At 42.6% G+C, this 21609-nt stretch carries 19 protein-coding genes, 1 tRNA gene, 1 rRNA gene, 1 other RNA gene, 1 pseudogene and 1 other annotated feature; of the genes and pseudogenes, 18 read left to right on the top strand and 5 right to left on the bottom strand.

Going from position 1 to position 21609, the window contains the following annotated elements; translation table 11 throughout:
• Positions 1-17: 17 nt before the first annotated feature.
• The 5 genes and pseudogenes from rrf (at position 18) to CSV80_RS16955 (ending at position 5677) form a co-directional block, all read left to right on the top strand.
• Positions 18-133 (top strand): 5S ribosomal RNA (rrf, locus tag CSV80_RS16980).
• Positions 134-407: 274 nt separating this feature from the next.
• A pseudogene (locus tag CSV80_RS16970) lies at positions 408-1618 on the top strand (IS3 family transposase).
• 460 nt (positions 1619-2078) lie between these two features.
• Positions 2079-2561, top strand: coding sequence for a glutathione peroxidase (locus tag CSV80_RS16965; protein WP_099671810.1), 483 nt, complete (start codon positions 2079-2081; stop codon positions 2559-2561).
• Positions 2562-2666: 105 nt separating this feature from the next.
• On the top strand, positions 2667-4133 hold the full coding sequence (guaB, locus tag CSV80_RS16960; protein WP_029055194.1) for an IMP dehydrogenase: 1467 nt from the start codon (positions 2667-2669) through the stop codon (positions 4131-4133).
• Between the two features lie 188 nt (positions 4134-4321).
• Complete coding sequence (locus tag CSV80_RS16955) at positions 4322-5677, top strand: D-alanyl-D-alanine carboxypeptidase family protein (RefSeq protein ID WP_099671809.1); 1356 nt, start codon at positions 4322-4324, stop codon at positions 5675-5677.
• A 19-nt stretch (positions 5678-5696) separates the two neighbouring features.
• Here CSV80_RS16955 and pdxR read toward each other — a convergent pair whose 3' ends face one another.
• A complete protein-coding gene (gene pdxR, locus CSV80_RS16950; RefSeq protein WP_099671808.1) occupies positions 5697-7112 on the bottom strand; it encodes a MocR-like pyridoxine biosynthesis transcription factor PdxR in 1416 nt (471 codons plus the stop codon).
• Positions 7113-7212: 100 nt separating this feature from the next.
• Between pdxR and pdxS the strand changes: the two genes are divergently transcribed.
• A complete protein-coding gene (pdxS, locus tag CSV80_RS16945; RefSeq protein WP_037562314.1) occupies positions 7213-8058 on the top strand; it encodes a pyridoxal 5'-phosphate synthase lyase subunit PdxS in 846 nt (281 codons plus the stop codon).
• Between the two features lie 354 nt (positions 8059-8412).
• Positions 8413-8620: a binding site (T-box leader), on the top strand.
• Between the two features lie 68 nt (positions 8621-8688).
• A complete protein-coding gene (serS, locus tag CSV80_RS16940; RefSeq protein WP_099671807.1) occupies positions 8689-9972 on the top strand; it encodes a serine--tRNA ligase in 1284 nt (427 codons plus the stop codon).
• A gap of 99 nt (positions 9973-10071) precedes the next feature.
• On the opposite strand, the gene tadA is transcribed toward serS, so the two are convergent.
• The gene (gene tadA / locus CSV80_RS16935; RefSeq protein ID WP_099671806.1) at positions 10072-10563 is read right to left on the bottom strand and encodes a tRNA adenosine(34) deaminase TadA; all 492 of its coding nucleotides are present in this window, start codon (positions 10561-10563) and stop codon (positions 10072-10074) included.
• A 173-nt stretch (positions 10564-10736) separates the two neighbouring features.
• Between tadA and CSV80_RS16930 the strand changes: the two genes are divergently transcribed.
• Together CSV80_RS16930 and CSV80_RS16925 are read left to right on the top strand one after the other, a co-directional pair.
• The gene (locus tag CSV80_RS16930) at positions 10737-11384 is read left to right on the top strand and encodes a deoxynucleoside kinase (protein ID WP_099671805.1); all 648 of its coding nucleotides are present in this window, start codon (positions 10737-10739) and stop codon (positions 11382-11384) included.
• Positions 11371-12027 carry a deoxynucleoside kinase gene (locus CSV80_RS16925; RefSeq protein ID WP_099671804.1) on the top strand — a complete coding sequence of 219 codons (657 nt, stop codon included), beginning with the start codon at positions 11371-11373 and terminating at the stop codon, positions 12025-12027. The genes CSV80_RS16930 and CSV80_RS16925 overlap by 14 nt, the downstream gene beginning before the upstream one ends.
• A 15-nt stretch (positions 12028-12042) precedes the next feature.
• On the opposite strand, the gene CSV80_RS16920 is transcribed toward CSV80_RS16925, so the two are convergent.
• Positions 12043-13407 carry an aspartate kinase gene (locus CSV80_RS16920; protein ID WP_099671803.1) on the bottom strand — a complete coding sequence of 455 codons (1365 nt, stop codon included), beginning with the start codon at positions 13405-13407 and terminating at the stop codon, positions 12043-12045.
• A gap of 154 nt (positions 13408-13561) precedes the next feature.
• Here CSV80_RS16920 and CSV80_RS16915 point away from each other — a divergent pair, with 154 nt between their 5' ends.
• Genes CSV80_RS16915 through thrB form a run of 3 tightly spaced genes read left to right on the top strand, consistent with a single transcriptional unit; the run spans position 13562 to position 16815 of the window.
• On the top strand, positions 13562-14854 hold the full coding sequence (locus CSV80_RS16915) for a homoserine dehydrogenase (RefSeq protein ID WP_099671802.1): 1293 nt from the start codon (positions 13562-13564) through the stop codon (positions 14852-14854).
• A gap of 6 nt (positions 14855-14860) precedes the next feature.
• Positions 14861-15919 carry a threonine synthase gene (gene thrC, locus CSV80_RS16910; RefSeq protein WP_099671801.1) on the top strand — a complete coding sequence of 353 codons (1059 nt, stop codon included), beginning with the start codon at positions 14861-14863 and terminating at the stop codon, positions 15917-15919.
• On the top strand, positions 15919-16815 hold the full coding sequence (thrB, locus tag CSV80_RS16905; RefSeq protein ID WP_099671800.1) for a homoserine kinase: 897 nt from the start codon (positions 15919-15921) through the stop codon (positions 16813-16815). Before thrC ends, thrB begins: the two co-directional genes overlap by 1 nt.
• 124 nt (positions 16816-16939) lie before the next feature.
• Here the strand turns inward: thrB and CSV80_RS16900 are convergent.
• Both CSV80_RS16900 and CSV80_RS16895 read right to left on the bottom strand, forming a co-directional pair.
• Positions 16940-17032 (bottom strand) — tRNA-Ser (locus tag CSV80_RS16900).
• 41 nt (positions 17033-17073) lie between these two features.
• The gene (locus tag CSV80_RS16895; protein ID WP_099671799.1) at positions 17074-17298 is read right to left on the bottom strand and encodes a hypothetical protein; all 225 of its coding nucleotides are present in this window, start codon (positions 17296-17298) and stop codon (positions 17074-17076) included.
• A gap of 154 nt (positions 17299-17452) precedes the next feature.
• Here CSV80_RS16895 and ffs point away from each other — a divergent pair.
• From ffs to CSV80_RS16865, 6 genes are all read left to right on the top strand, one after another.
• Positions 17453-17719, top strand: an RNA gene (gene ffs, locus CSV80_RS16890) — signal recognition particle sRNA large type.
• 124 nt (positions 17720-17843) lie between these two features.
• Positions 17844-18296, top strand: a complete 453-nt coding sequence (locus tag CSV80_RS16885; protein WP_198040355.1) for an S-ribosylhomocysteine lyase — start codon at positions 17844-17846, stop codon at positions 18294-18296.
• An 81-nt stretch (positions 18297-18377) separates the two neighbouring features.
• A complete protein-coding gene (gene dnaX / locus CSV80_RS16880) occupies positions 18378-20129 on the top strand; it encodes a DNA polymerase III subunit gamma/tau (protein ID WP_269466683.1) in 1752 nt (583 codons plus the stop codon).
• A gap of 21 nt (positions 20130-20150) precedes the next feature.
• Positions 20151-20471 (top strand): YbaB/EbfC family nucleoid-associated protein, encoded by a 321-nt coding sequence (locus CSV80_RS16875; protein WP_099671798.1) that lies wholly within the window; start codon positions 20151-20153, stop codon positions 20469-20471.
• Positions 20472-20482: 11 nt separating this feature from the next.
• Entirely contained in the window at positions 20483-21079 is a 597-nt protein-coding gene (gene recR / locus CSV80_RS16870) for a recombination mediator RecR (RefSeq protein WP_029055209.1), read from the top strand.
• An 89-nt stretch (positions 21080-21168) separates the two neighbouring features.
• Positions 21169-21432: a pro-sigmaK processing inhibitor BofA family protein gene (locus CSV80_RS16865; RefSeq protein ID WP_029055210.1), complete on the top strand. Its 264-nt coding sequence runs from the start codon at positions 21169-21171 to the stop codon at positions 21430-21432.
• Positions 21433-21609 lie beyond the last annotated feature (177 nt).

Here is a 21609-nt window from a genome sequence, read left to right as displayed (position 1 = left end):
AAGCTTTACTCAAAGAGTCTAGTAACGATGGCGAAGAGGTCACACCCGTTCCCATACCGAACACGGAAGTTAAGCTCTTCAGCGCCGATGGTAGTTGGGGGTTTCCCCCTGTGAGAGTAGGACGTTGCTAGGCAAGCGAAGCCATTCCCTTTGGGGAGTGGCTTTTTTGTGTTTTATAATGGAAATAGATTGAATTGAGGATGATGTATTCGTACTTTACTCACTTATAGATCTGGGTTATTCGCTCTAATTATCATGATAAACGCTCTATTTTTCTGCTTAACTGCTCAATGTATAGGGGTAGTGCTCTATTGTTCCACTTAACTGAAGTTAGTATAGAAAGTGGACACGATTCGATGAGCATGTTTGTATTAAGAGATCAGACAAACTGAACGGAGAGTGTCCATATGAGAAAACGAATCGATGAGAAACTAAAACAACATCTCATTAAGTTGGTAGTAGAAGAAGGAAAGAAACAAACGGAAGTTTCTCGTGAGATGGACGTTCCGCTTAGCACACTGCGCAGATGGGTGAGTACCTATCGGAAAAAAGCGGCGGCCGAACTTGATGGCGAGGACTATCTGACACCAACCGAGCAGTTGAAGCAGCAGAGAGTGCTGGAGAAAGAGATTCAGGAATTGAAGGAAGAGAATGAAATACTAAAAAAAGCCATGCACATCTTTTCAAAAAACCCGCAGTGATCTATTCGTTCATTGAAGAACACCGGGAACAATACCGCGTAAAAAAGATGTGCACCATTCTTGGCGTTTCAACTAGCGGCTACTATAAATGGCGAGAGAAAGTGCAGACGGAGATGCAGAAAGTGAAAGAAGGAGCCTTCCAGAGTATCCAGAAGATTTTCTACGAAAATAGAGAAGTATATGGTAGCCCTCGTATCCAAAAAGAGTTAGCGAAACAAGGGTTTTATTTATCGGTTAAAACAGTCGCCAACTACATGAGAGAGCTGGGTCTATGCGCTACCGTTCCCTTTCACTATACGGTTACTACCCAGTCTAATCATGAACATCCGATGTATCCAAACCTGCTTAACCGCAACTTCCATACGGAGCAGCCTAACCAAGTCTGGGTAGTAGACATTACGTATATTTGGACAACGGAAGGCTGGCTATACTTAGCCACCGTGATGGATCTATTCTCCCGAAAGATCATTGGTTTTAACTTGGCAAATACTCTCGATAAGGGGCTACCTCAGCTCGCATTGGAGCGTGCATTTCATTTTCGTTCACCCGGAGAGGGATTGATTCATCATTCGGACCAAGGAAGCCAGTACGCGTCCAAAGACTATATCGCATTGCTTCAAAAGAACAAATGTAAGATCAGCATGAGTCGCAGAGGCGACTGTTACGACAACGCGTGTATTGAATCCTTTCACGCCACAATCAAAAAGGAACTCATCTACCGAAAGAAATTCAAAACGAGGAAAGAAGCAGAGACAGCCGTGCTAGATTACATCATCTCCTTCTATAACGAGCAACGCAGCCATTCGACATTAGACTATGTTTCACCTAGTTTATTTGAATCGATCTACAAAGAAACGGAAGGAAGAAACACTCAGAAACCACTCACAACTTTCGTGGAAGAACAGTTGGCCCTTTAACTGTTCTTCCATGAAAGTACAGCAAGCGAAGCGCGGTAGGCATTTCAAAAAAGAACACTCATTAATTCGTGTCCACTTTCTTGACAGAATACCATAACCGCTCAAAGAGTCACGACGAGCGCTCAAAGGCTCCGCGTAACCGCTCAAAGAGTTACGACAAGTGCTTAATCGACTCGCATACCCCCTCAAAGAGTCACGGCAATCGCTCAATCACCTTGCTTAACCGCTCAATGAATCACGGCACCCGCTCTATAACCCTGTTTAACCGCTCAATAAGTCACGTCCACCGCTCTACATACCTGCATATCCGCTCAATAGGTCACACCAACCGCTCTATCACCCACACAAACACGGCTACATCCACCTCCATAATGCTCTAAAAATCTTCAAACCAAACAGCATACTAGGTATTCTTTGCGTAGTCAGGTAAAATATACTAATAGAAAAGAGGCGATTCTGCATGACGACAGTTTACGATTTTACAGTGGAAACTACTAATGGAGAAAAGAAATCTCTGAAGGAATTTGAAGGAAATCCAATGGTCATTGTCAATACTGCGAGTAAATGCGGTTTCACAAAACAATTTAAAGAACTACAGCAACTGTATGAAGAATATAAAGATCAAGGGCTGGTTATACTGGGCTTTCCATCGGATAACTTCAATAACCAAGAATTTGATGATATTGATGAGACGATGAACTTCTGCCAAATGAATTATGGCGTGACGTTCCCCATGTTTGCTAAGGTAGATGTAAAAGGGGATGAAGCCGAACCTCTATTTACGTATCTTGCAGAACAGCAAAAGGGTGTATTGACAGAAGGTATCAAATGGAACTTCACGAAGTTCTTGATTGATTCTAACGGACAAGTAGTCGATCGTTTTGCACCCCAGACGAATCCATTAAAGATCCAAAAGTCATTAGATAAAATGTTCAGCGAATAATAGGAATAATGAGTTTATAAACTTCTGTCTTGACACGTCTCATTGACGCTGATAACCTTTTAATAATCTGAATAGACAATAGTAATTTTAGGAGGCAGAAAGTTAATGTGGGAATCAAAGTTTTCTCGTGAAGGTCTGACGTTCGATGATGTATTATTGGTACCGGCTGCGTCTGATGTATTGCCAAAGGCTGTATCGCTATCTGTGAACTTAACAGACAGCATCAAGTTGAATATACCTATCATCAGTGCGGGTATGGATACAGTAACGGAATCCAAGATGGCAATCTCGATGGCTCGTCAAGGCGGAATCGGTGTTATTCATAAAAACATGAGTATTGAAGAACAAGCTGAGGAAGTTGTTACGGTTAAACGTTCTGAGAATGGGGTTATTAAAAATCCATTTTTCCTTACACCGGAACATCAAGTATTTGATGCAGAGCATTTAATGGGTAAATATCGTATCTCAGGTGTCCCGATCGTTAATAACATGGAAGAGAAGAAATTGGTTGGTATTTTGACGAACCGTGACCTGAGATTCATCCAGGACTATTCCATTATCATTGATGAAGTCATGACGAAAGAAAACTTGGTGACAGCTCCTGTAGGAACTACACTTGAAGATGCTGAGAAGATGCTACAGCAATATAAAATTGAGAAGCTTCCGATCGTAGATGATAAAGGTATTCTTAACGGTTTGATTACAATTAAGGATATTGAAAAGGTTATTGAGTTCCCTAACGCTGCAAAAGACAAGGCTGGGCGCTTACTTGTTGGTGCGGCTGTTGGAGTCACGGTAGACACTTCTACGCGCATTGAGAAGCTTGTACAGGCAGAAGTCGACTTAATAGTCATTGATACGGCACACGGACACTCTAAGGGTGTTATTGACACAGTGAGAGAGATCCGCGGAAACTATCCGGACCTTGCGATCGTTGCAGGTAACGTAGCAACGGCAGAAGCAGCTGAAGCATTGTATGAAGCAGGTGCTGACGTAGTGAAGGTCGGTATTGGCCCTGGTTCTATTTGTACTACACGTGTAGTTGCAGGTGTTGGCGTACCACAGATTACTGCTATCTATGAGTGTGCAACTGTTGCGCGTAAATATGGTAAGACAATTATTGCAGATGGTGGAATTAAGTATTCCGGAGATATTGTCAAAGCATTAGCAGCTGGTGGACATGCGGTTATGCTTGGAAGCTTGCTTGCAGGTACTACCGAGAGCCCAGGAGAATCTGAGATCTTCCAAGGACGTCGTTTTAAAGTATACCGTGGTATGGGTTCTGTTGCAGCAATGGAAAAAGGTTCAAAAGATCGTTACTTCCAAGAAGATGAAAAGAAACTTGTCCCTGAGGGCATTGAAGGTCGTATGCCGTATAAAGGTCCATTGTCTGATACAATTCATCAGCTTTTAGGAGGAATTCGTGCAGGTATGGGATACTGTGGTTCGAAGGATCTTGAAGCACATCGTGAAAATGCACAATTTATTCGTATGACAGGTGCTGGTTTACTAGAAAGCCATCCACACCAAGTACAAATTACAAAAGAAGCACCGAACTATTCGGTACGTTAATTTATTATGTAAGGGACAGGGGGGATTTCCTTCTGTCTTTTTTTGTTGTTATATGAGGAATAATAAAATGTAAAGAAAAATAAGATGATTTCCATAGGGGAATATATGTTTTTTTGCCATAAGCATACCTGACCTACTGGGAATATGGTACACTAATTTTTGATATTGTGACGACGGGGGTAAGATGAGTGGAAAAAGTAACACAGAGATGGTTGGCGGTTTTACTAGTGCCAATGATGTTGTTGATGACGTTAGGTGTGCAGGGATCTGTAGCAGCAGAGGAAAGTGAATCTTCGCTTGACCTCCGTGTAAACGGTGCTATTTTGATAGATGCAGAGAGTGGAAAGGTATTATACGAAGAGAACTCGGATAAGCCGCTCGGCATTGCGAGTATGACGAAAATGATGACGGAATACTTGATGTTTGAAGCTCTTGAAGATGGAACAATTACATGGGATCAGGAATACAAAGTTACTGAGTATACGTATAAGGTTTCACAAGATCGTCGTTTAAGTAATGTACCGCTTCGTCGTGATGGATCTTATACAATCCGCGAACTTTATGAAGCAGTAGCGATTTATTCAGCCAATGCGGCAACTATAGCCATTGCCGAGTCGATTGCAGGATCTGAAGTGGACTTTGTCCATCTAATGAATGAAAAGGCTGAAGAACTTGGACTGACAGATTATAAATTCGTCAATTCTACGGGTTTAAACAACAGTGACTTACAAGGCATGCACCCAAGTGAGTTTGGTGAGAAAGATGAAAATGTTATGCCAGCACGTTCTGTTGCCAAACTAGCGTATCATTTATTGAAAGAATATCCGGAAGTACTAGATACAACAAAAATTGCGAAAAAGACATTCCGTGAAGGAACAGATGACGCGATTGATATGGTGAACTGGAACTTCATGTTGCCAGGCCTAGTATATGAATATGAAGGAATCGATGGTTTGAAAACAGGTACTACGGAATTTGCAGGACATTGTTTCACAGGGACTGCCGTACGTGATGGCCGACGTGTTATTGCTGTTGTAATGAATGCAGTGGATGATAAAGGCGTTGGATCTTATGAAGCACGTTTTGATGCTACTCGTGTGTTATTCGATTACGGCTTTAAGGAGTTTAGTGAAACAGAGCTACTTAAAGCAGGGCACCAGTTTAAGAAGCAGAAAACACTAGATGTTATGAAGGGCAAAGAGAAAAAAGTAGCCATTGCTACAAAGAAACCTATTAGTATGTTAGTTCGTAATGATGAAGTTCAAGACTATACAACTGAACTCGTATTAGATGAGAAGCTAGTGAAAAATGGACAAATCCAAGCACCAATTAAAAAAGGTACGGTTGTTGGTCATGTTAAGCTAGTGAAAAAAGATGGATCTGATTATGGCTTTATTGATGGGAAAGTAGTTGATACGGAAGTAGTCACGACTGAAGAAGTGAAGAAAGCTGGTTGGTTCTCGTTAACTATGGGAGCGATCGGTAATTTCTTCTCTAGTGCGTGGAATAGTTCTACTGGTTTCGTAAAAGGCTTATTTAATTAACTACAAAAAGACAGCGTACCTATTCAGGTACCGCTGTCTTTTTTATGTTCCACACATTAAGCAACCTCGGTATTGCTAGTTTGATATCATTTTCAGTTAATCCTCCGAATCCAATTAGGAATGAAGGGGGGGATTGATCGGGCATTACCTTATAGGTGTCTAGACCACGAACTTTAATTCCTGATTGAAGAGCTTCATCGATTAGTTCCTTTTCCGTTCTATTTGTATGTACGTGAAGCAAGATATGCATCCCCGCTTCATCACCCGAGAATGAAATGCTAGGTTCATACGATTTCAATAAATTTGTTAATGTATGCATTTTTCGACGATAGATTTTACGCATCCGGTTCAGATGGCGCGAGAATTGTCCATCTGCCATGAAACGTGCCAAGATATGCTGATCGATCCGCGGTACGGAAGAAGAGTAGGGGATGAAAGCCTGACGGTACGTATCCAATAGTCTTGGCGGCAACACCATGTAGGCGATCCGCATAGATGGCATAAGTGATTTGGTAAACGTACTTAAATATATGACATTTTCTCCTTTATCCATCCCTTGCAAGGAAGGGATAGGACGTCCACGGTAACGGAATTCACTGTCATAATCATCTTCAATTATGAAAAAGTCAGGATTCGATGCGGCCCAGTTCAAAAGAGCAGTTCTGCGCGCCGCAGACAGCACTGTACCGGTTGGAAACTGATGGGAAGGGGTGACGTAGGCTATTGAAGCATCAGACCGTTGTAGCGCCTTTACGTCAAGTCCCTCATGGTCGACTGCAATGGGTATCGTCATTCTGTAATTTTCGGAAAAGACGTGCTTCGTCATTAGATAGCCTGGATCTTCAATTGCATAGCGAGCCCATTTACCTAGTATCCGAATAATCAATGGCAAAAGCTGTTCTGTACCAGATCCAACAATAATTTGTTCAGGCGTACAGTCTACTCCCCGCGAGTGGTATAGATAGCGGGCAATTTCCTGACGCAACTCAATATCACCATGCGGGTCTCCAAGTAATAATAAGTGCGCATTCGATGCATCCATAATATCTCGTGCATATTTTCTCCACATGATGAACGGGAAGTTTTCCGTATCAATGGAACTTGGTGAAAAGTCGTAATGGACAGGTTTGGTTACAGGAGTCTCAGATAGGGTCTCTAATTTCACAGGCTGTACATAGGAGAGTTCCTCTAATGCTTGTACGAAATAGCCCTTTCGTGGTTCCGCCGCGATAAAACCTTCTGCTGTCAGTTGATCATAAGCCATTTCAATTGTTGTCTGGCTAACGCCTAGAAACTCTTCTAGTTGACGTTTGGAGGGGAGTTTCATGCCAACTGGGAACTTGCGGTCGATCATGTCTTGTTTAATTTGATTATATATTTGCTGGTAAAGCGGGATATTTGAATCTTTTTGAAGCTCAATAAAAATCATGTCCATAGTGAACCCTCTAATCTGACCATGTTGTTTAATGTCAAACTGGCTATTTTCATATGGTCAAATTCAATTATACTGAAAATAACAAAAAGGGGGAAATGAAATGAATTTTAATTATGGCGGCGTCATTATGGATGTAATCAATGCAGAGCAAGCAAAGGTGGCGGAAGCAGCAGGAGCTATTGCGGTTATGGCACTGGAGCGAGTACCTTCTGATATTCGAGCAGCAGGCGGTGTTGCACGTATGGCAGACCCACGAATCGTAGAAGAAGTGCAAAAGGCGGTATCCATTCCTGTCATGGCGAAAGCACGCATCGGTCATATTTCAGAAGCACGTGTATTGGAAGCACTGGGTGTGGATTTCATCGATGAAAGTGAAGTACTAACACCTGCAGACGACGAGTTCCACCTACTGAAAAGCGATTTCAGCGTACCGTTTGTTTGTGGAGCAAGAAACCTCGGCGAAGCTGCGCGTCGTTTAGGTGAAGGGGCAAAAATGCTTCGTACAAAAGGCGAACCAGGAACAGGAAATATCGTAGAAGCCGTGCGTCACTTGCGAATGATTAATGCTCAAGTAAGCAAAGTAGTCCATATGAGCAAAGACGAATTAATGACAGAAGCCCGCAATCTGGGTGCTCCATATGAGATACTACTAGCTATTAAAGAAGCTGGTCGTTTACCGGTTGTGAACTATTCTGCTGGGGGTGTGGCAACGCCCGCTGACGCAGCATTGATGATGGAACTTGGAGCGGACGGAGTATTTGTAGGTTCAGGTATTTTCAAATCAGAAAATCCGGAAGCATTTGCACGTGCGATTGTAGAAGCTACTGCTAACTACCAGGATTATGAGTTGATCGCTAAGTTGTCAAAAGGGATTGGCACGCCGATGAAAGGTTTGGAAATTTCGCAGCTTGCAGAAAGCGAATTGATGGCAATTCGTAGTTCATAATTTGAGATTTTGTTAGGGGATTAAAGACCGAGAATGTTAAACATCTAATCTGCTCGGGCTACGTCCAACCGTGAGCCAGCTTGCAAGGTACACTAGTTGTCTCATGGTCACGGCGGCCCGATAGTTGTGTCTACGCTATAGAGTAGGAACCAAGTTGAATCTTTCCAGAGTAGAAATTGTTTAGCATCGCATTAGTACCAAGAAATATTTCTCGGGAAAGTATCTTCTGTTCGGATTTCTATAAACTAAAAAAAGAAGCCTTACGCTTTTACATTTGCGATATTTATCATACAATAACGTACCATGTCTCTTGTCAATAGTCAGAAATTGTAGTATGGTATATCTAATTTCACATACATTACGATGATAGGAAGCAGTAGCGACAATGTTTTTTTTAGAGAGCCAGCGGGTGGTGAAAGTTGGTAGAAACTGTTGTGAATCCATCCTTGAGTAGCAAAGCCGAATCAGAAGGTTTTGCCGGTCAGTTGAGCCGATATCTCAAACAAGTGGGCTGGGCAATCAGTCAATTTGGGTGGCAACGCGGGTAGTTCTCGTCCCTATTTTAGGGGATGGAGGGCTTTTTTTATTGCTTTTTATTATCAGTGATGTAAATACAAGGAGGCGGATGGCGTGCTAGACAGTAAACTATTGCGTGCGAATTATGAAGAAGTAAAAGCAAAACTCAGTAAACGTGGAGAAGATTTAACCGACTTTGAAAAGTTTGGCGGGCTTGATGAGAAACGTCGCGAAATTTTATCAAAAGTAGAAGTGCTGAAAGCTGAGCGCAATGAAGTGTCACAGCAAGTAGCACAAATGAAGCGTAATAAAGAAGATGCGGATGAAGTCATCACAAAGATGAAAAAAGTCGGCGAGGAAATCAAAGCTTATGATCAAGAACTATCCAAAGTAGAAGAGGAACTGAATTATGTGCTTATGCATATCCCAAACATTCCGCATGATAGTGTGCCAGTAGGGGATAGTGAAGATGACAACGTAGAAGTCCGTACATGGGGAGAGATCCCAACGTTTGGCTTCGAACCTAAACCACATTGGGAAATTGGAACGGATCTTCAACTACTCGATTTCGAACGAGCAGCAAAAGTGACAGGTAGTCGTTTTGTGTTCTATCGCGGACTCGGTGCACGACTTGAACGTGCATTGATCAACTTCATGCTTGACCTTCATCAAGAAGAACACGGCTATGAGGAAATGCTACCACCGTATTTAGTAAACCGTACAAGTTTGACTGGAACGGGACAACTGCCGAAGTTTGAAGAAGATGCGTTTTTAATTGAAGAAGAGGACTACTTCTTGATCCCGACATCTGAAGTTCCTGTAACCAATTTCTATCGCGATGAAATCTTAGAAGGGGCTAAGTTGCCGATTGCATTCACAGCGTATAGTACAAATTTTCGTTCTGAAGCAGGGTCTGCAGGTCGTGATACGCGTGGCTTAATTCGCCAGCACCAGTTCAATAAAGTGGAGTTGGTTCGCTTTGTGAAACCGGAAGATTCATACGATGAGTTGGAGAAACTGACTGGCCATGCGGAAAAAGTATTGCAGTTGTTGAAGTTGCCGTATCGGGCTCTCAAGATGTGTACAGCAGATTTAGGTTTCACGGCGGCCAAGAAGTACGACTTGGAAGTATGGATTCCTACACAAAATGTCTACCGAGAAATCTCTTCTTGTTCTAACTTCGAAGATTTCCAGGCACGTCGGGCACACATCCGTTTCCGTCGTGAGCCAGGTGCGAAGCCTGAGTATGTTCATACGTTGAATGGTAGTGGTTTGGCTGTTGGTCGTACAGTGGCGGCAATTTTGGAGAATTATCAGCAAGAAGATGGTTCTGTTGTGATTCCAGATGTGCTACGACCGTATATGGGTGGAAAAGAAAAGATTGAAGCGCCTAAGTAAGTGGAAATGCGTTAACAATCTGTGTTCCACATAATCGACAGGTATGTCTCTTGAAATAGAAATACTAATTAGTGAAAAGAAGCCCTACGCTGACGAGTTTTACTCTAGGCGTTGGGCTTCCTTTTTTGCGGCTTTTCTTTTTTCTCTCAGTGTTCGAAAGAAGGTAGTAAGGAGTTGTCCGCATTCTTCACCGAGGACACCCTCGGTTACGAAGCATTCATGATTGAATCGGGAGTCGTTAAGTAGTTGATAAAAGGTATGGACGCAACCTCCTTTTGGGTCACGTGCGCCGTAGACGACTCGTGGAATGCGGGATTGTAGTATGGCTCCTGCACACATAGGGCATGGTTCGAGTGTAACGTATAGTGTAGTGTCCTCTAAACGCCAACTTCCAACCTTCTCACAGGCTATTTGGATGGCAGAGAGCTCGGCGTGTGTGACCGCATTTTGAGTGGTTTCACGCAGATTATGAGCCGCAGCAATTACTTCTTCTTTATGTACAATGACTGCGCCAATTGGCACTTCAGCCAGAGCGGCAGCTTTTTCTGCCTCTTCTATTGCCAGTCTCATGTAGTATTCATCATCTTTCATCGATTCATCACTCCTTAACAACAGTCTATCATGCAGAACATCAAAATCAATTAGCGAAATGTTTCACGTGAAACAGACGAGAGTAAAACAATAAACAACTTAATATAAGTCGCATTCTATATGGTCGAATATGATAAAATGGAAACGTAACAAATTGAAAGGGTGAGTGGTACATGTTTGTCCCGTTTATTGCGGTAGAAGGTCCGATTGGTGTAGGGAAGACTACGCTCACGGCAGCAATTGCTGAGACCTTTTCATATAATCAATTAAGGGAAATTAGCGGAGAAAATCCTTTTCTCGATCAGTTTTATCAAGACAAAGAAAAGTGGAGTTTCCAGACTGAAATGTTTTTCCTATGTAATCGATATGAACAATTAAAGCAAATCAATAAAGAATATATATCACAAGGGTTACCCGTGGTGGCAGATTATCATGTATTCAAAAACATGCTATTTGCACAACGTACTTTGGAGTCGAAAGACTTTGTGAAATATAAAGAAATCTATCAGATTTTGACGAGAGATCTTCCTATGCCAAATATCATTATTTCATTGTCAGCATCTATTCCTACATTGCTCAATCGAATCAATGAACGTGGTCGATCGTATGAAGCGGATATGGATCCTGATTATTTGTTGCAACTTTCGGAAGATTATCGTACCTATTTAACGGAGTTTGAAGCGATACATCCCGACATTCCAGTTATCCATGTAAACGGGGATGAAGTGGACTATGTGCGTAATCAAGAAGACATGGATGCAATACTAAGAAAAGTTTTCGAGGCGGTTCAGAAAGGTTTGAAACTAAATGAAGTCACCTAATATACCCCAAAATAGTGTCTTTGCAGTAGCCGGAATGGTAGGAGTAGGGAAGTCTACAATGGCACACGCGATTGCCGAAAGACTGGGCTTTCAAGAGTCCTTGGAAAATGTAGCAGAAAATCCATACTTAGAGAGATTTTATGATGACTTCGAACGTTGGAGTTTTCATTTACAAATCTTCTTTTTAGCAGAACGTTTTAAAGAACAAAAGCATATCTTTGAAAACGGTGGCGGTTTTGTACAAGATCGTTCCATCTATGAAGATGTAGGGATCTTTGCCAAAATGCACGCTGATGAAGGAACTATGGAAGCTGTCGACTTTGAAACCTATATGAATTTATATGAAGCAATGGTATTGACGCCATATTTCCCACATCCGAATGCTCTCATATACTTGGAAGGACCATTACCTGTCATTCTCGATCGTATTGAAATGCGTGGTAGGAATATGGAGCTGCAAACACCAAGAAGTTATTGGGAAGAGATGTACCGTCGCTATGAACAGTGGATTGAATCTTTTACCGCATGCCCAGTCATTCGGCTGAACATCGAAGAATATGATTTGTTAGGAAATGAAGCGGATATTGAGTTGGTTATTGAGAAAATTGCTCGGAAAATGAAAAAAACGACACCCCGTGTATAAGGAGTGTCGTTTGTATTAATGAACAGGGACTTCTGTAAAGAATTCCTGATATAGCTCTCGAAGGACAATGTTTTCATCTTTTTCTTGAATACCGAATACTAAACTGACTTCTGAAGATCCTTGGTTAATCATTTCGATATTTGCACCTGTTCGTGCAATAGCGGACGCAGCGCGTGCTGCCAATCCTCTTGCGTGGCGCATGCCTTCACCTACAAGTACTACCATGGAATAATCGCGTTGGAAATGTACGTCGTCGGGACATAATTCCTGTTCAATGCGCTTCACGATACGTGCTTCTTTTTCCGGTGTTAAATGTTCATCGCGAATAATGACAGACAAATTATCAATACCTGACGGTGTATGTTCAAATGGAATTTCTTCTTCTTCTAGAATTTGTAGTAAGTGACGTCCAAAACCAATTTCCAAGTTCATCAAGTATTTAGCAACAAAGAGTGTAGAGAATCCTTTATCGGCAGCAATTCCGACAACAGATTGAAGATTATGGTCACGGTCTCGTACAATCATTGTGCCGGGCGCACTTGGATTGTTCGTGTTCTTAATACAAACAGGAATCTTGTGACGAAATGCGGGTACTAAAGCTTCCTCGTGAAACACAGAAAATCCTGCATATGCAAGTTCACGCATTTCCCGGTATGTCATCGCATCGATTGCTCGTGGATTTTCAATAACTGTGGGGTTTGCTGAAAAAACCGAATCCACATCAGTGAAGTTTTCATAAAGTTCTGCATTTGTTGCTGCTGCTAGTAGAGCGCCTGTAATATCGGAACCACCACGGTTAAACGTACGCAATGTTCCGTCTTCTGTGTAGCCGAAGAAGCCTGGAAATACGATGATGCCTTCTTTATCACGTAGTTTACAGAGCTTTTCATTGCCTTCTGGAAGAGCACGTACACGTTCTGGACGATGGTTAACAAGTAACCCACCTTCACGTGGATTTACGTATTCTGCTTCGATGCCGATATGTCGGAAGTAAGCCGCAATCATTTTTGCATTATTGTCTTCCCCAGCAGCTTTCAAGCTGTCTACGTATAGAATTTCATCTGACTGATCTTTATTCAGGCGTCTAATGACATCTTGTTCGATTACTTGTGCAATTTCTGCATCTAGGCCGAGTCCTTCTGCAATTTCCTTGTAACGGTCCACAACCATTTGCAGTGCATTTGTTGTGTCTTCACCAGCAAGTGATATATTTGCCAAATCAATGAGCAAATCAGTTACTTTAATGTCGGAGGAAGTACGTTTACCTGGTGCAGAAACTACGACGATTTTTCTTGACGGGTCGGATGCGACAATATCGACCACTTTACGGATTTGTTCCGCGGATGCGACGGATGTTCCGCCAAATTTACAAACTTTCATTGAATACCAAATCCTATCCATTTTGAGATTATCTATCTATTTTTAGAAGATTCGTGAAAACAGGTTGTTATTAAAGGCAGAATTCTCTATAATTGTCCTTATACGAAGAACGATTGTTTTTTCATAGTGTACATATAGTTAGGAGAATCGTCAAATGAAAAATGAGAAAAATGAAATTAATATCGGTTTGCTAGGTTATGGAGTAGTGGGAAGCGGTGTGGCAACAATCTTGCATAATCACCAAGATGACCTGCGACACAAGCTCGGCGTTCCTGTGTCTATTAAGAAAGTCCTTGTTAAGAACTTGGATAAAAAACGTAATGGCGTAATACCTAAAGAAATGTTCACTACATCACTCGAAGAAGTGTTAAACGATCCTGAAATTGATTTGATTATTGAAGTGACAGGAGGTTCGTCTGAAGCAATTCGACGTGCACTTGAAGCAGGTAAGGGTGTTGTCACTGCGAACAAGGATGTCATGGCGGAGTCGGGACCTGAATTATTAAAATTAGCAGATGAAAATAAGTGCGACCTATTATATGAAGCGAGTGTAGGTGGTGGTATTCCACTAATCCGTACACTGGAAGATGGATTAGCGTCCGATCGAATTACTGCCTTGACTGGAATCGTCAACGGAACGACTAACTTCATTTTAACAAAGATGAAGCATGAAAATAAGACTTATGAAGATGCATTAGCGGAAGCGACAGAATTAGGCTTTGCGGAAGCTGATCCTTCAGCAGACGTAGATGGTATTGATGCAGCGCGTAAGATGGTTATTCTCGCGTCTTTATCTTTTTCCACAGAAGTGCATCTTGACGATGTATTTGTCCGTGGTATGAAAGAGATTGCAGACGGAGATCTTCAGCTTGCGGAGCAATTCGGTTACACAATTAAGATGACGGGTTCTGCTAAAAAAGATGAAGAAGGAATTGAAGTGGCTGTTGAGCCAGTATTTGTTCCTAACTCTCATCCTCTTGCTACAGTTAATAATGAATTCAACGCAGTGTATGTGTACAGTGATTCAGTAGGCGAGACAATGTTCTACGGCCCCGGAGCCGGCTCATTACCTACAGCGACTTCCGTAACAGGTGACGTAGTGGCCGCTTGTCGCAATATTTTGCTAGGCGTGAACGGTAAGAGAATGCACGCACCGCAATTTGAGCGCAAGGTAAAATCAGATGATCAGAAGCATGCCCGCTATATCCACCGTATTACCGTACGTGATGAAGTGGGTGTGTTGACGGAATTGACATCTATTTATAGCTACCACAAAGCAAGTCTAGCGACTGTTGTCCAAGATTCCGATTTACATGAGGAAGGCGCAGATTTGATCTTTATTACACATAAAATTTCTCGTCAACAGCATTTAGATATTTTAGCAGACTTAAAAGATACACCTGCGGTCATTGACATTTCTAGTCATTACCGTGTGGAAGGAGAATAAGGAATTATGAGAAGATGGAATGGATTGATCGAAGAATATAAAGAATGGTTGCCGGTGACAGAGAATACTCCTGCATTAACACTGCAAGAAGGAAATACACCGTTAATCCATCTTGAGAACTTATCAAAGCAGTGGGGAATTAATCTGTATGTAAAAACAGAAGGCACAAATCCAACTGGTTCATTTAAAGACCGCGGAATGGTAATGGCAGTTGCAAAGGCCAAAGAAGAAGGAAAAACAGCGTTGATCTGTGCTTCAACAGGTAACACTTCTGCTGCAGCTGCTGCATATGGTGCGCGTGCAGGTATGCGTACAATTGTTGTTATTCCTGAAGGCCGTATTGCACTGGGCAAGCTGGCACAGGCAAAAATGTACGGAGCGGAAATTGTAGCTATCGAAGGAAACTTTGACGAAGCGCTTCGTATGGTACGTGAACTAGGCGAAGGGAAAATTGCGTTGGTAAACTCCGTCAATCCTTATCGTCTTGAAGGACAGAAGACGGTGGCATTTGAAGCAATTGAACAACTCGGTAAAGTACCAGATATCTTCGCTTTGCCTGTTGGAAACGCAGGTAATATATCTGCAGCATGGAAAGGTTTCAAAGAATACGCAGAGAAAAAAGGCACGGGTACACCCAAGTTACTAGGAGTGCAAGCAGATGGTGCAGCACCCATCGTCTATGACCGTGTGTTCGAAGAGCCTGAAACAGTGGCAACAGCAATTCGTATTGGAAACCCTGCAAGCTGGCACTTAGCGACTCAAGCACTCGAAGAATCAGGTGGAGACATCTTGTCCGCTACTGATGAAGAAATCCTTGAAGCATATCAATTACTAGCTGCAACAGACGGGATTTTTGCAGAGCCTGCGTCTTGTGCAACCATTGCAGGCATCAAGAAACGACTTGATGCTGGATTAATTGAAAAAGGAACGACAATTGTTGGAATCCTAACAGGTAATGGATTAAAGGATCCTGAAACAGCAATCAATGTCAATGCACATAAACCCATGATGACAAATGAACAGTTCAATAACTTCTTGAAAGAATTGAAAGAGGGGAATAACTAATGACGGAAGCCGGTTTTTCAGTGACCGTGCCAGCCACAACGGCTAATCTCGGACCCGGCTTCGATCATTTAGGTCTTGCCCTTTCACTTAACATGAGGATAGAAGTCGCATCGGCTGACGCGTGGTATGTTTTGTATCAAGATAAAGAGTATGCTGAACTGCCAACGGATGAAACAAATCTAATCGTACAGACCATCCAGCATGTAGCGTCGCGGTATGATCAAGTCATTGCCTCACAAAAGTTAGTAGTACATTCAGATATTCCTTTAGGAAAAGGCCTAGGCAGTAGTGCAACTGCAATTGCAGCGGGTATTGAAATAGCAAGTGAACTGGCAGGTTTGCAATTGTCTCCAAAAGACAAGTTGCGGATCGGCAGCGAATTAGAAGGACATGCCGATAACGTCACCGCTGCATTAATTGGGGGAATGACAGTGTCGTACTTCACTGATGATGAGATGGAAGTACTGACATTCCCAGCACCCCCGATCGGTGTTGTCATCCTAGTGCCACCAGTAGCTTTAAAGACAGAAGCTTCACGGGGATTGCTGCCTGAGCAACTGACACATAAAGTAGCAGTACGCGGAAGTGCAGCGGGCAGTGTGATGACCGCTGCTATTGCGCAATCGGATTGGGTGACGGCGGGACGTATGATGGAACGGGATCTATATCATGAACCCTATCGCAAAGTTGGATTCCCTAACTTTGATGAAATACGTTTGGCTTGCAAGGAAGCAGGTGCGTACGGCATGACAATCAGCGGCGCGGGACCTTCCCTTTTTGTAGCAGTACCACCAGGAACAGAGCAACAAGTGGCGGCTTCATTAGAACAAAGCTTTCCACATTACCAAGCACTTGCACTGCAGCCGGCAGAGACAGGTGCATACATCACAAAATAAAAACAGCGCCAGGACTGATTCAGTCACTGGCGCTGTTTTATTCGTTATGGATGAATATCTAGTAAGGTTTTTATTTTTAGGCAATAAAAAAACGTTACATCGAGTAACGTGTGCAGTCAAAATATGGCGGAGGAAGAGGGATTCGAACCCCCGCGGGCTTTAACACCCCTGTCGGTTTTCAAGACCGATCCCTTCAGCCGGGCTTGGGTATTCCTCCGTATCAGACAAATAATATCTTACCATGTCATTTTTAAGACGTCAACCATTATTTTTTCTTTTTTCTTTGCGACGGTAAATGAAGCGCCAATAATAGAAACTCATCAAGGCAACGGTCTGTATTAGAGCGGCATACATGAAATTGAAATCCGAACTTGAGAAAATAATCACCAATAAGCCGAGCAAGACAGCAGGCAAAACAATGGCTGCATAGACGCGTACTTCGGGATTACGGAAACTGAGCTCATACAGTTTAGTTGGATCCACGTTATTCACCTCATGCTTTTCAATTAGTATACTATCCTATATGGACGAATGAAAAGTTTTTTTGCTTTTTATGCAGTAGAGTGTTGAAACACATTCTAATAAATCCAAGGTTTACCGTTGCAATCATTATTAACTATGGGTATAATAAGAAATGCCGTGCTAGGTGGGGAATTAGCGGTGCCCTGTAACTTGCAATCCGCTCTAGCAAGACTGAACTCCTTTTCCGAGGCTGTCCGCATGTAGGGTCTGCCTTTTGCACGTAGTGTTGACGTCTGGGTCCTGCGCAATGGGAACCCATGAATCATGTCAGGTCCGGAAGGAAGCAGCATTAAGTGGACTCTCTCATGTGCCGCGGGGTAGCCTAGGCCGAGCCAACGACAAGAGTAACGCTTATGTGCGGCAGTCGAAGAAAGGTGCACGGCATTATTTCAATAATTCACTCGTCCATTTTACTATGGACGAGTTTTTTATGTCCCTTAAATAGTGTATACTTCAAAATAGTACGCATAACTGAAAGGGAGCGATTTACATTGTCTGAGAAAAAAATGAACGTTGAAAGTTTCAATTTGGATCATACGAAAGTGAAAGCACCTTATATTCGATTAGCGGGAACTACAGAAGGAAAGAACGGCGACAAGATTTTGAAATATGATATTCGTTTCTGTCAACCGAATACAGACCACATGGAAATGCCAGCGCTTCACTCATTAGAACATATGATGGCAGAATTCAGCCGTGACCATTCGGATCAAATCGTCGATATCAGTCCAATGGGTTGTCAGACAGGTTATTATTTAGCTGTAATCAATCATGATGACTATAATGACATTCTCTCTATAGTAGAGAAAACATTAAACGACGTACTGGTAGCAACAGAAGTACCGGCGTGTAATGAAGTACAGTGTGGCTGGGCGGCAAGCCATAGCCTTGAAGGTGCAAAAGAAATTGCACGCACAATGCTTGATAAGAAAGATGAGTGGACGGAAGTATTTGCGTAATTTAACCAAGCGATACACGGTCAAAAAATTGTATTTCATGTTATAATAGAAGTATTACGCAATCGGAGAAAAAGGGGGGAAATGCAGTTGATTTATCAAGCACTATACCGCGCTTATAGACCGCAAGCTTTTGGTGAGATGTCAGGTCAGCAGGCGATCAAGCAAACTCTGCAAAATACCCTTCTCCATCAGAAGACGACGCACGCTTATCTGTTCTCAGGACCTCGTGGAACGGGAAAGACGAGTGCGGCGAAGATTTTTGCAAAAGCACTAAATTGTGAAAACGGCCCAGCGGCGGAACCATGCAATAAATGCGAGACATGTAAAAGCATCACAGAGGGATCTAACACAGATGTCACTGAATTTGATGCGGCATCCAATTCACGCGTAGAAGAAATTCGCGACATTATTGAACGTGTGCATGTGGCACCTTCTAATGCACGGTTTAAAGTCTATATTATTGATGAAGTGCATATGCTGTCCAATTCAGCTTTTAACGCATTGCTGAAGACGCTGGAAGAACCTCCTGCCCATGTCGTATTTATTCTGGCGACTACGGAACCTCATAAGTTGCCGCTCACTATCATTTCCAGATGTCAGCGATTTGATTTCAAACCGATTACGGCACCTGAAATCATTGAGCGAATGGAAAAGGTTATTGGGGACATTGGTGTTACTGCGGAGACTGGAGCATTGCGCGCAATTGCACAAGCTGCGACAGGCGGTATGCGGGATGCGCTTAGTATGCTTGATCAAGCCGTATCGTTCAGCGGAGACGAGTTGACTACAAGTGACGCGCTACTCGTGACTGGAGCAATTGGTGAAGAAATCTTTTATCAGCTAGCACAATCAATTCAAGCAAAAGATGCGGGATCTGCATTGTCTTTATTGCACGAACTGATTGCTGAAGGTAAAGATGTCGGCAGACTCGCTGAAGACATGATTACTTTCTTCCGTGATATGTTACTGCTTGGCACGGCGCCTGAATTGACAGATCTTCTGGAATTGATTTCAGACGGTGATAAATTTCAAGAGCTTGCCCAAGAGTTTCATTCGGATGAATTGTACCGGTATATCGATATCCTTTCAAAAACACAACAAGAAATGCGTTTTTCTAATCACGGGAAGGTCTATATTGAATCCGCTTTATTAAAAATGATTCATTCCGGGGAGCAACGACAAGTATCCACTTCTGCAGTTGATCCTGAAATGGCTCAGAAGCTTGCGGTGCTAGAACAGACTGTTAGACAACTACAGCAACAACTAGCAACAGGGGCTGTGCAACAAGCCGCTGAGCCACAAGCGCCGGCGAAAAGGGCCGCTTCAACTGCTTCCAGATCTGCCAAAGTACCAACGGGTAAAATTGTAGAGGTATTAAAAGCGGCAACGAAGTCCGATATTCAAGTGATTCGAGAGCAATGGGCGGGCATGATGCAAAGTATGCAACGCTCACATGCAGCTTTATTAGAAGAGACGGAGCCTGTAGCGGCATCAGAGAAGGCTTTTGTGCTAAAATTCAAATATGAAATTCATTGCTTAATGGCTTCTGAAAATGCTACATTACAAGCAGGCTTATCGGATGCGTTACTGCGACTGACAGGTAAAGGCTATGAAGTGGTCTACGTAGCAGAGGAAAGCTGGTTGGAAGTTCGTGCTGATTTCATTCGGAAAAGTGGATTAGCCAGTCAGAAGAGTAAGGAAAATCCTCAACAGTTTGAAGAGGAACAACCGACTTCAGCGTTTATGGAAGAAGCATCGATTGAAGATGCTGATCCACTCGTAACTGAAGCTGAGAAAATGTTTGGAAAAGATTTTATTACAATAGAAGAGTAATTTACTAAGGAGGAATTATTTATGCGTGGAGCAGGGAATATGCAAGGTATGATGAAGCAAATGCAGAAGATGCAAAAGAAGATGGCAGAGGCACAGGAAAACTTAGGCAGTGAGAGAATGGAAGGTACAGCTGGTGGCGGTATGGTAAAGGTAATCGTCTCAGGCCATAAAGAAGTACTTGAAGTTATTATTGATCCGGAGGCGGTAGATCCGGAAGACGTAGAAATTTTACAAGACTTGATTGTGATCGCTACAAATGAGGCGATTGCAAAAGCAGAAGAAATCACGAACTCCACAATGGGCCAATTTACAAAAGGAATGAACTTGCCCGGGATGTTCTAGGAGGTTGTATAATGCATTATCCTGAACCTATATCTAAATTAATGGATAGTTTTATGAAATTGCCAGGCATCGGCCCCAAAACTGCGGGTCGTCTGGCGTTTTTTGTATTAAGTATGAAAGAAGACACTGTGCTAGATTTTGCCAAAGCATTAGTCGATGCGAAACGTAATCTCCAGTTCTGTTCAGTTTGTGGTCATATTACAGATATCGATCCATGCTATATTTGTCAGGATCAATCTCGTGACCGAACGACAATTTGTGTCGTACAGGATCCGAAAGACGTGATTGCCATGGAGAAGATGCGTGACTATCGCGGTTTGTACCATGTATTACAAGGTGCTATATCTCCGATGGACGGTATCGGTCCGGAAGATATCAATGTTCCCTCGTTGTTAACAAGACTTCAGGAAGACGAAGTAGAGGAATTAATTCTTGCGACGAACCCTACTATAGAAGGAGAAGCAACAGCCATGTATATATCAAGGCTTGTCAGGCCATCCGGAATCACGACTACACGTATCGCCCACGGCTTACCTGTAGGTGGAGATCTAGAATATGCGGATGAAGTTACATTGTCCAGAGCATTGGAAGGTCGTCGAGAACTATAGAAAAGAATTGAAAGATAGACAACGAGTGGACTAATCCTCTACAGAGACGCATATAGATAAGTATCTATGAGATAGAAAGGGCGTTTTCTGTGAGAATTTTAGTCATAGCTATACTAGGAGTCGTATCATTACTGCTGTTAAGTATGAGCCGAACCACTCTTGAAAAAAACATGGAGCGCTTATCGGTTTTTTGGTTTAGATTAGCTTTTGCGTTCTTTATTCTCTTCTTAATGAACATAGCCGGTGGATTTATTGGCATTTACGTACCTGTTAACATTGCATCTGGCATGATCTTAGCGATACTAGGAATCCCTGGATTCGCGGCGCTATGCGGTTTCGCCATTCTTTTTTAAAAGAATGGTGAAAAAGCTTGCATTCTCATAAATGGGGTGTTATATTTATAAGCGTCGCATCAAGCAGTTGCGAAAACATCAAACTTAACAAGAATTAACAAGAAAAACTTTTTAAGTAAAAGTGTTGACAACAAAACGATGAGATGTTAATATAAGAAAGTTGCCTCTTACGAGAGA

Origin of the sequence: Sporosarcina sp. P12(2017), from assembly GCF_002743035.1 — a bacterium.
GTDB lineage: Bacteria > Bacillota > Bacilli > Bacillales_A > Planococcaceae > Sporosarcina > Sporosarcina ureae.
The sequence above is the reverse complement of the archived record's forward strand: the minus strand, read 5'-3'. Positions and strand labels throughout refer to the sequence as shown.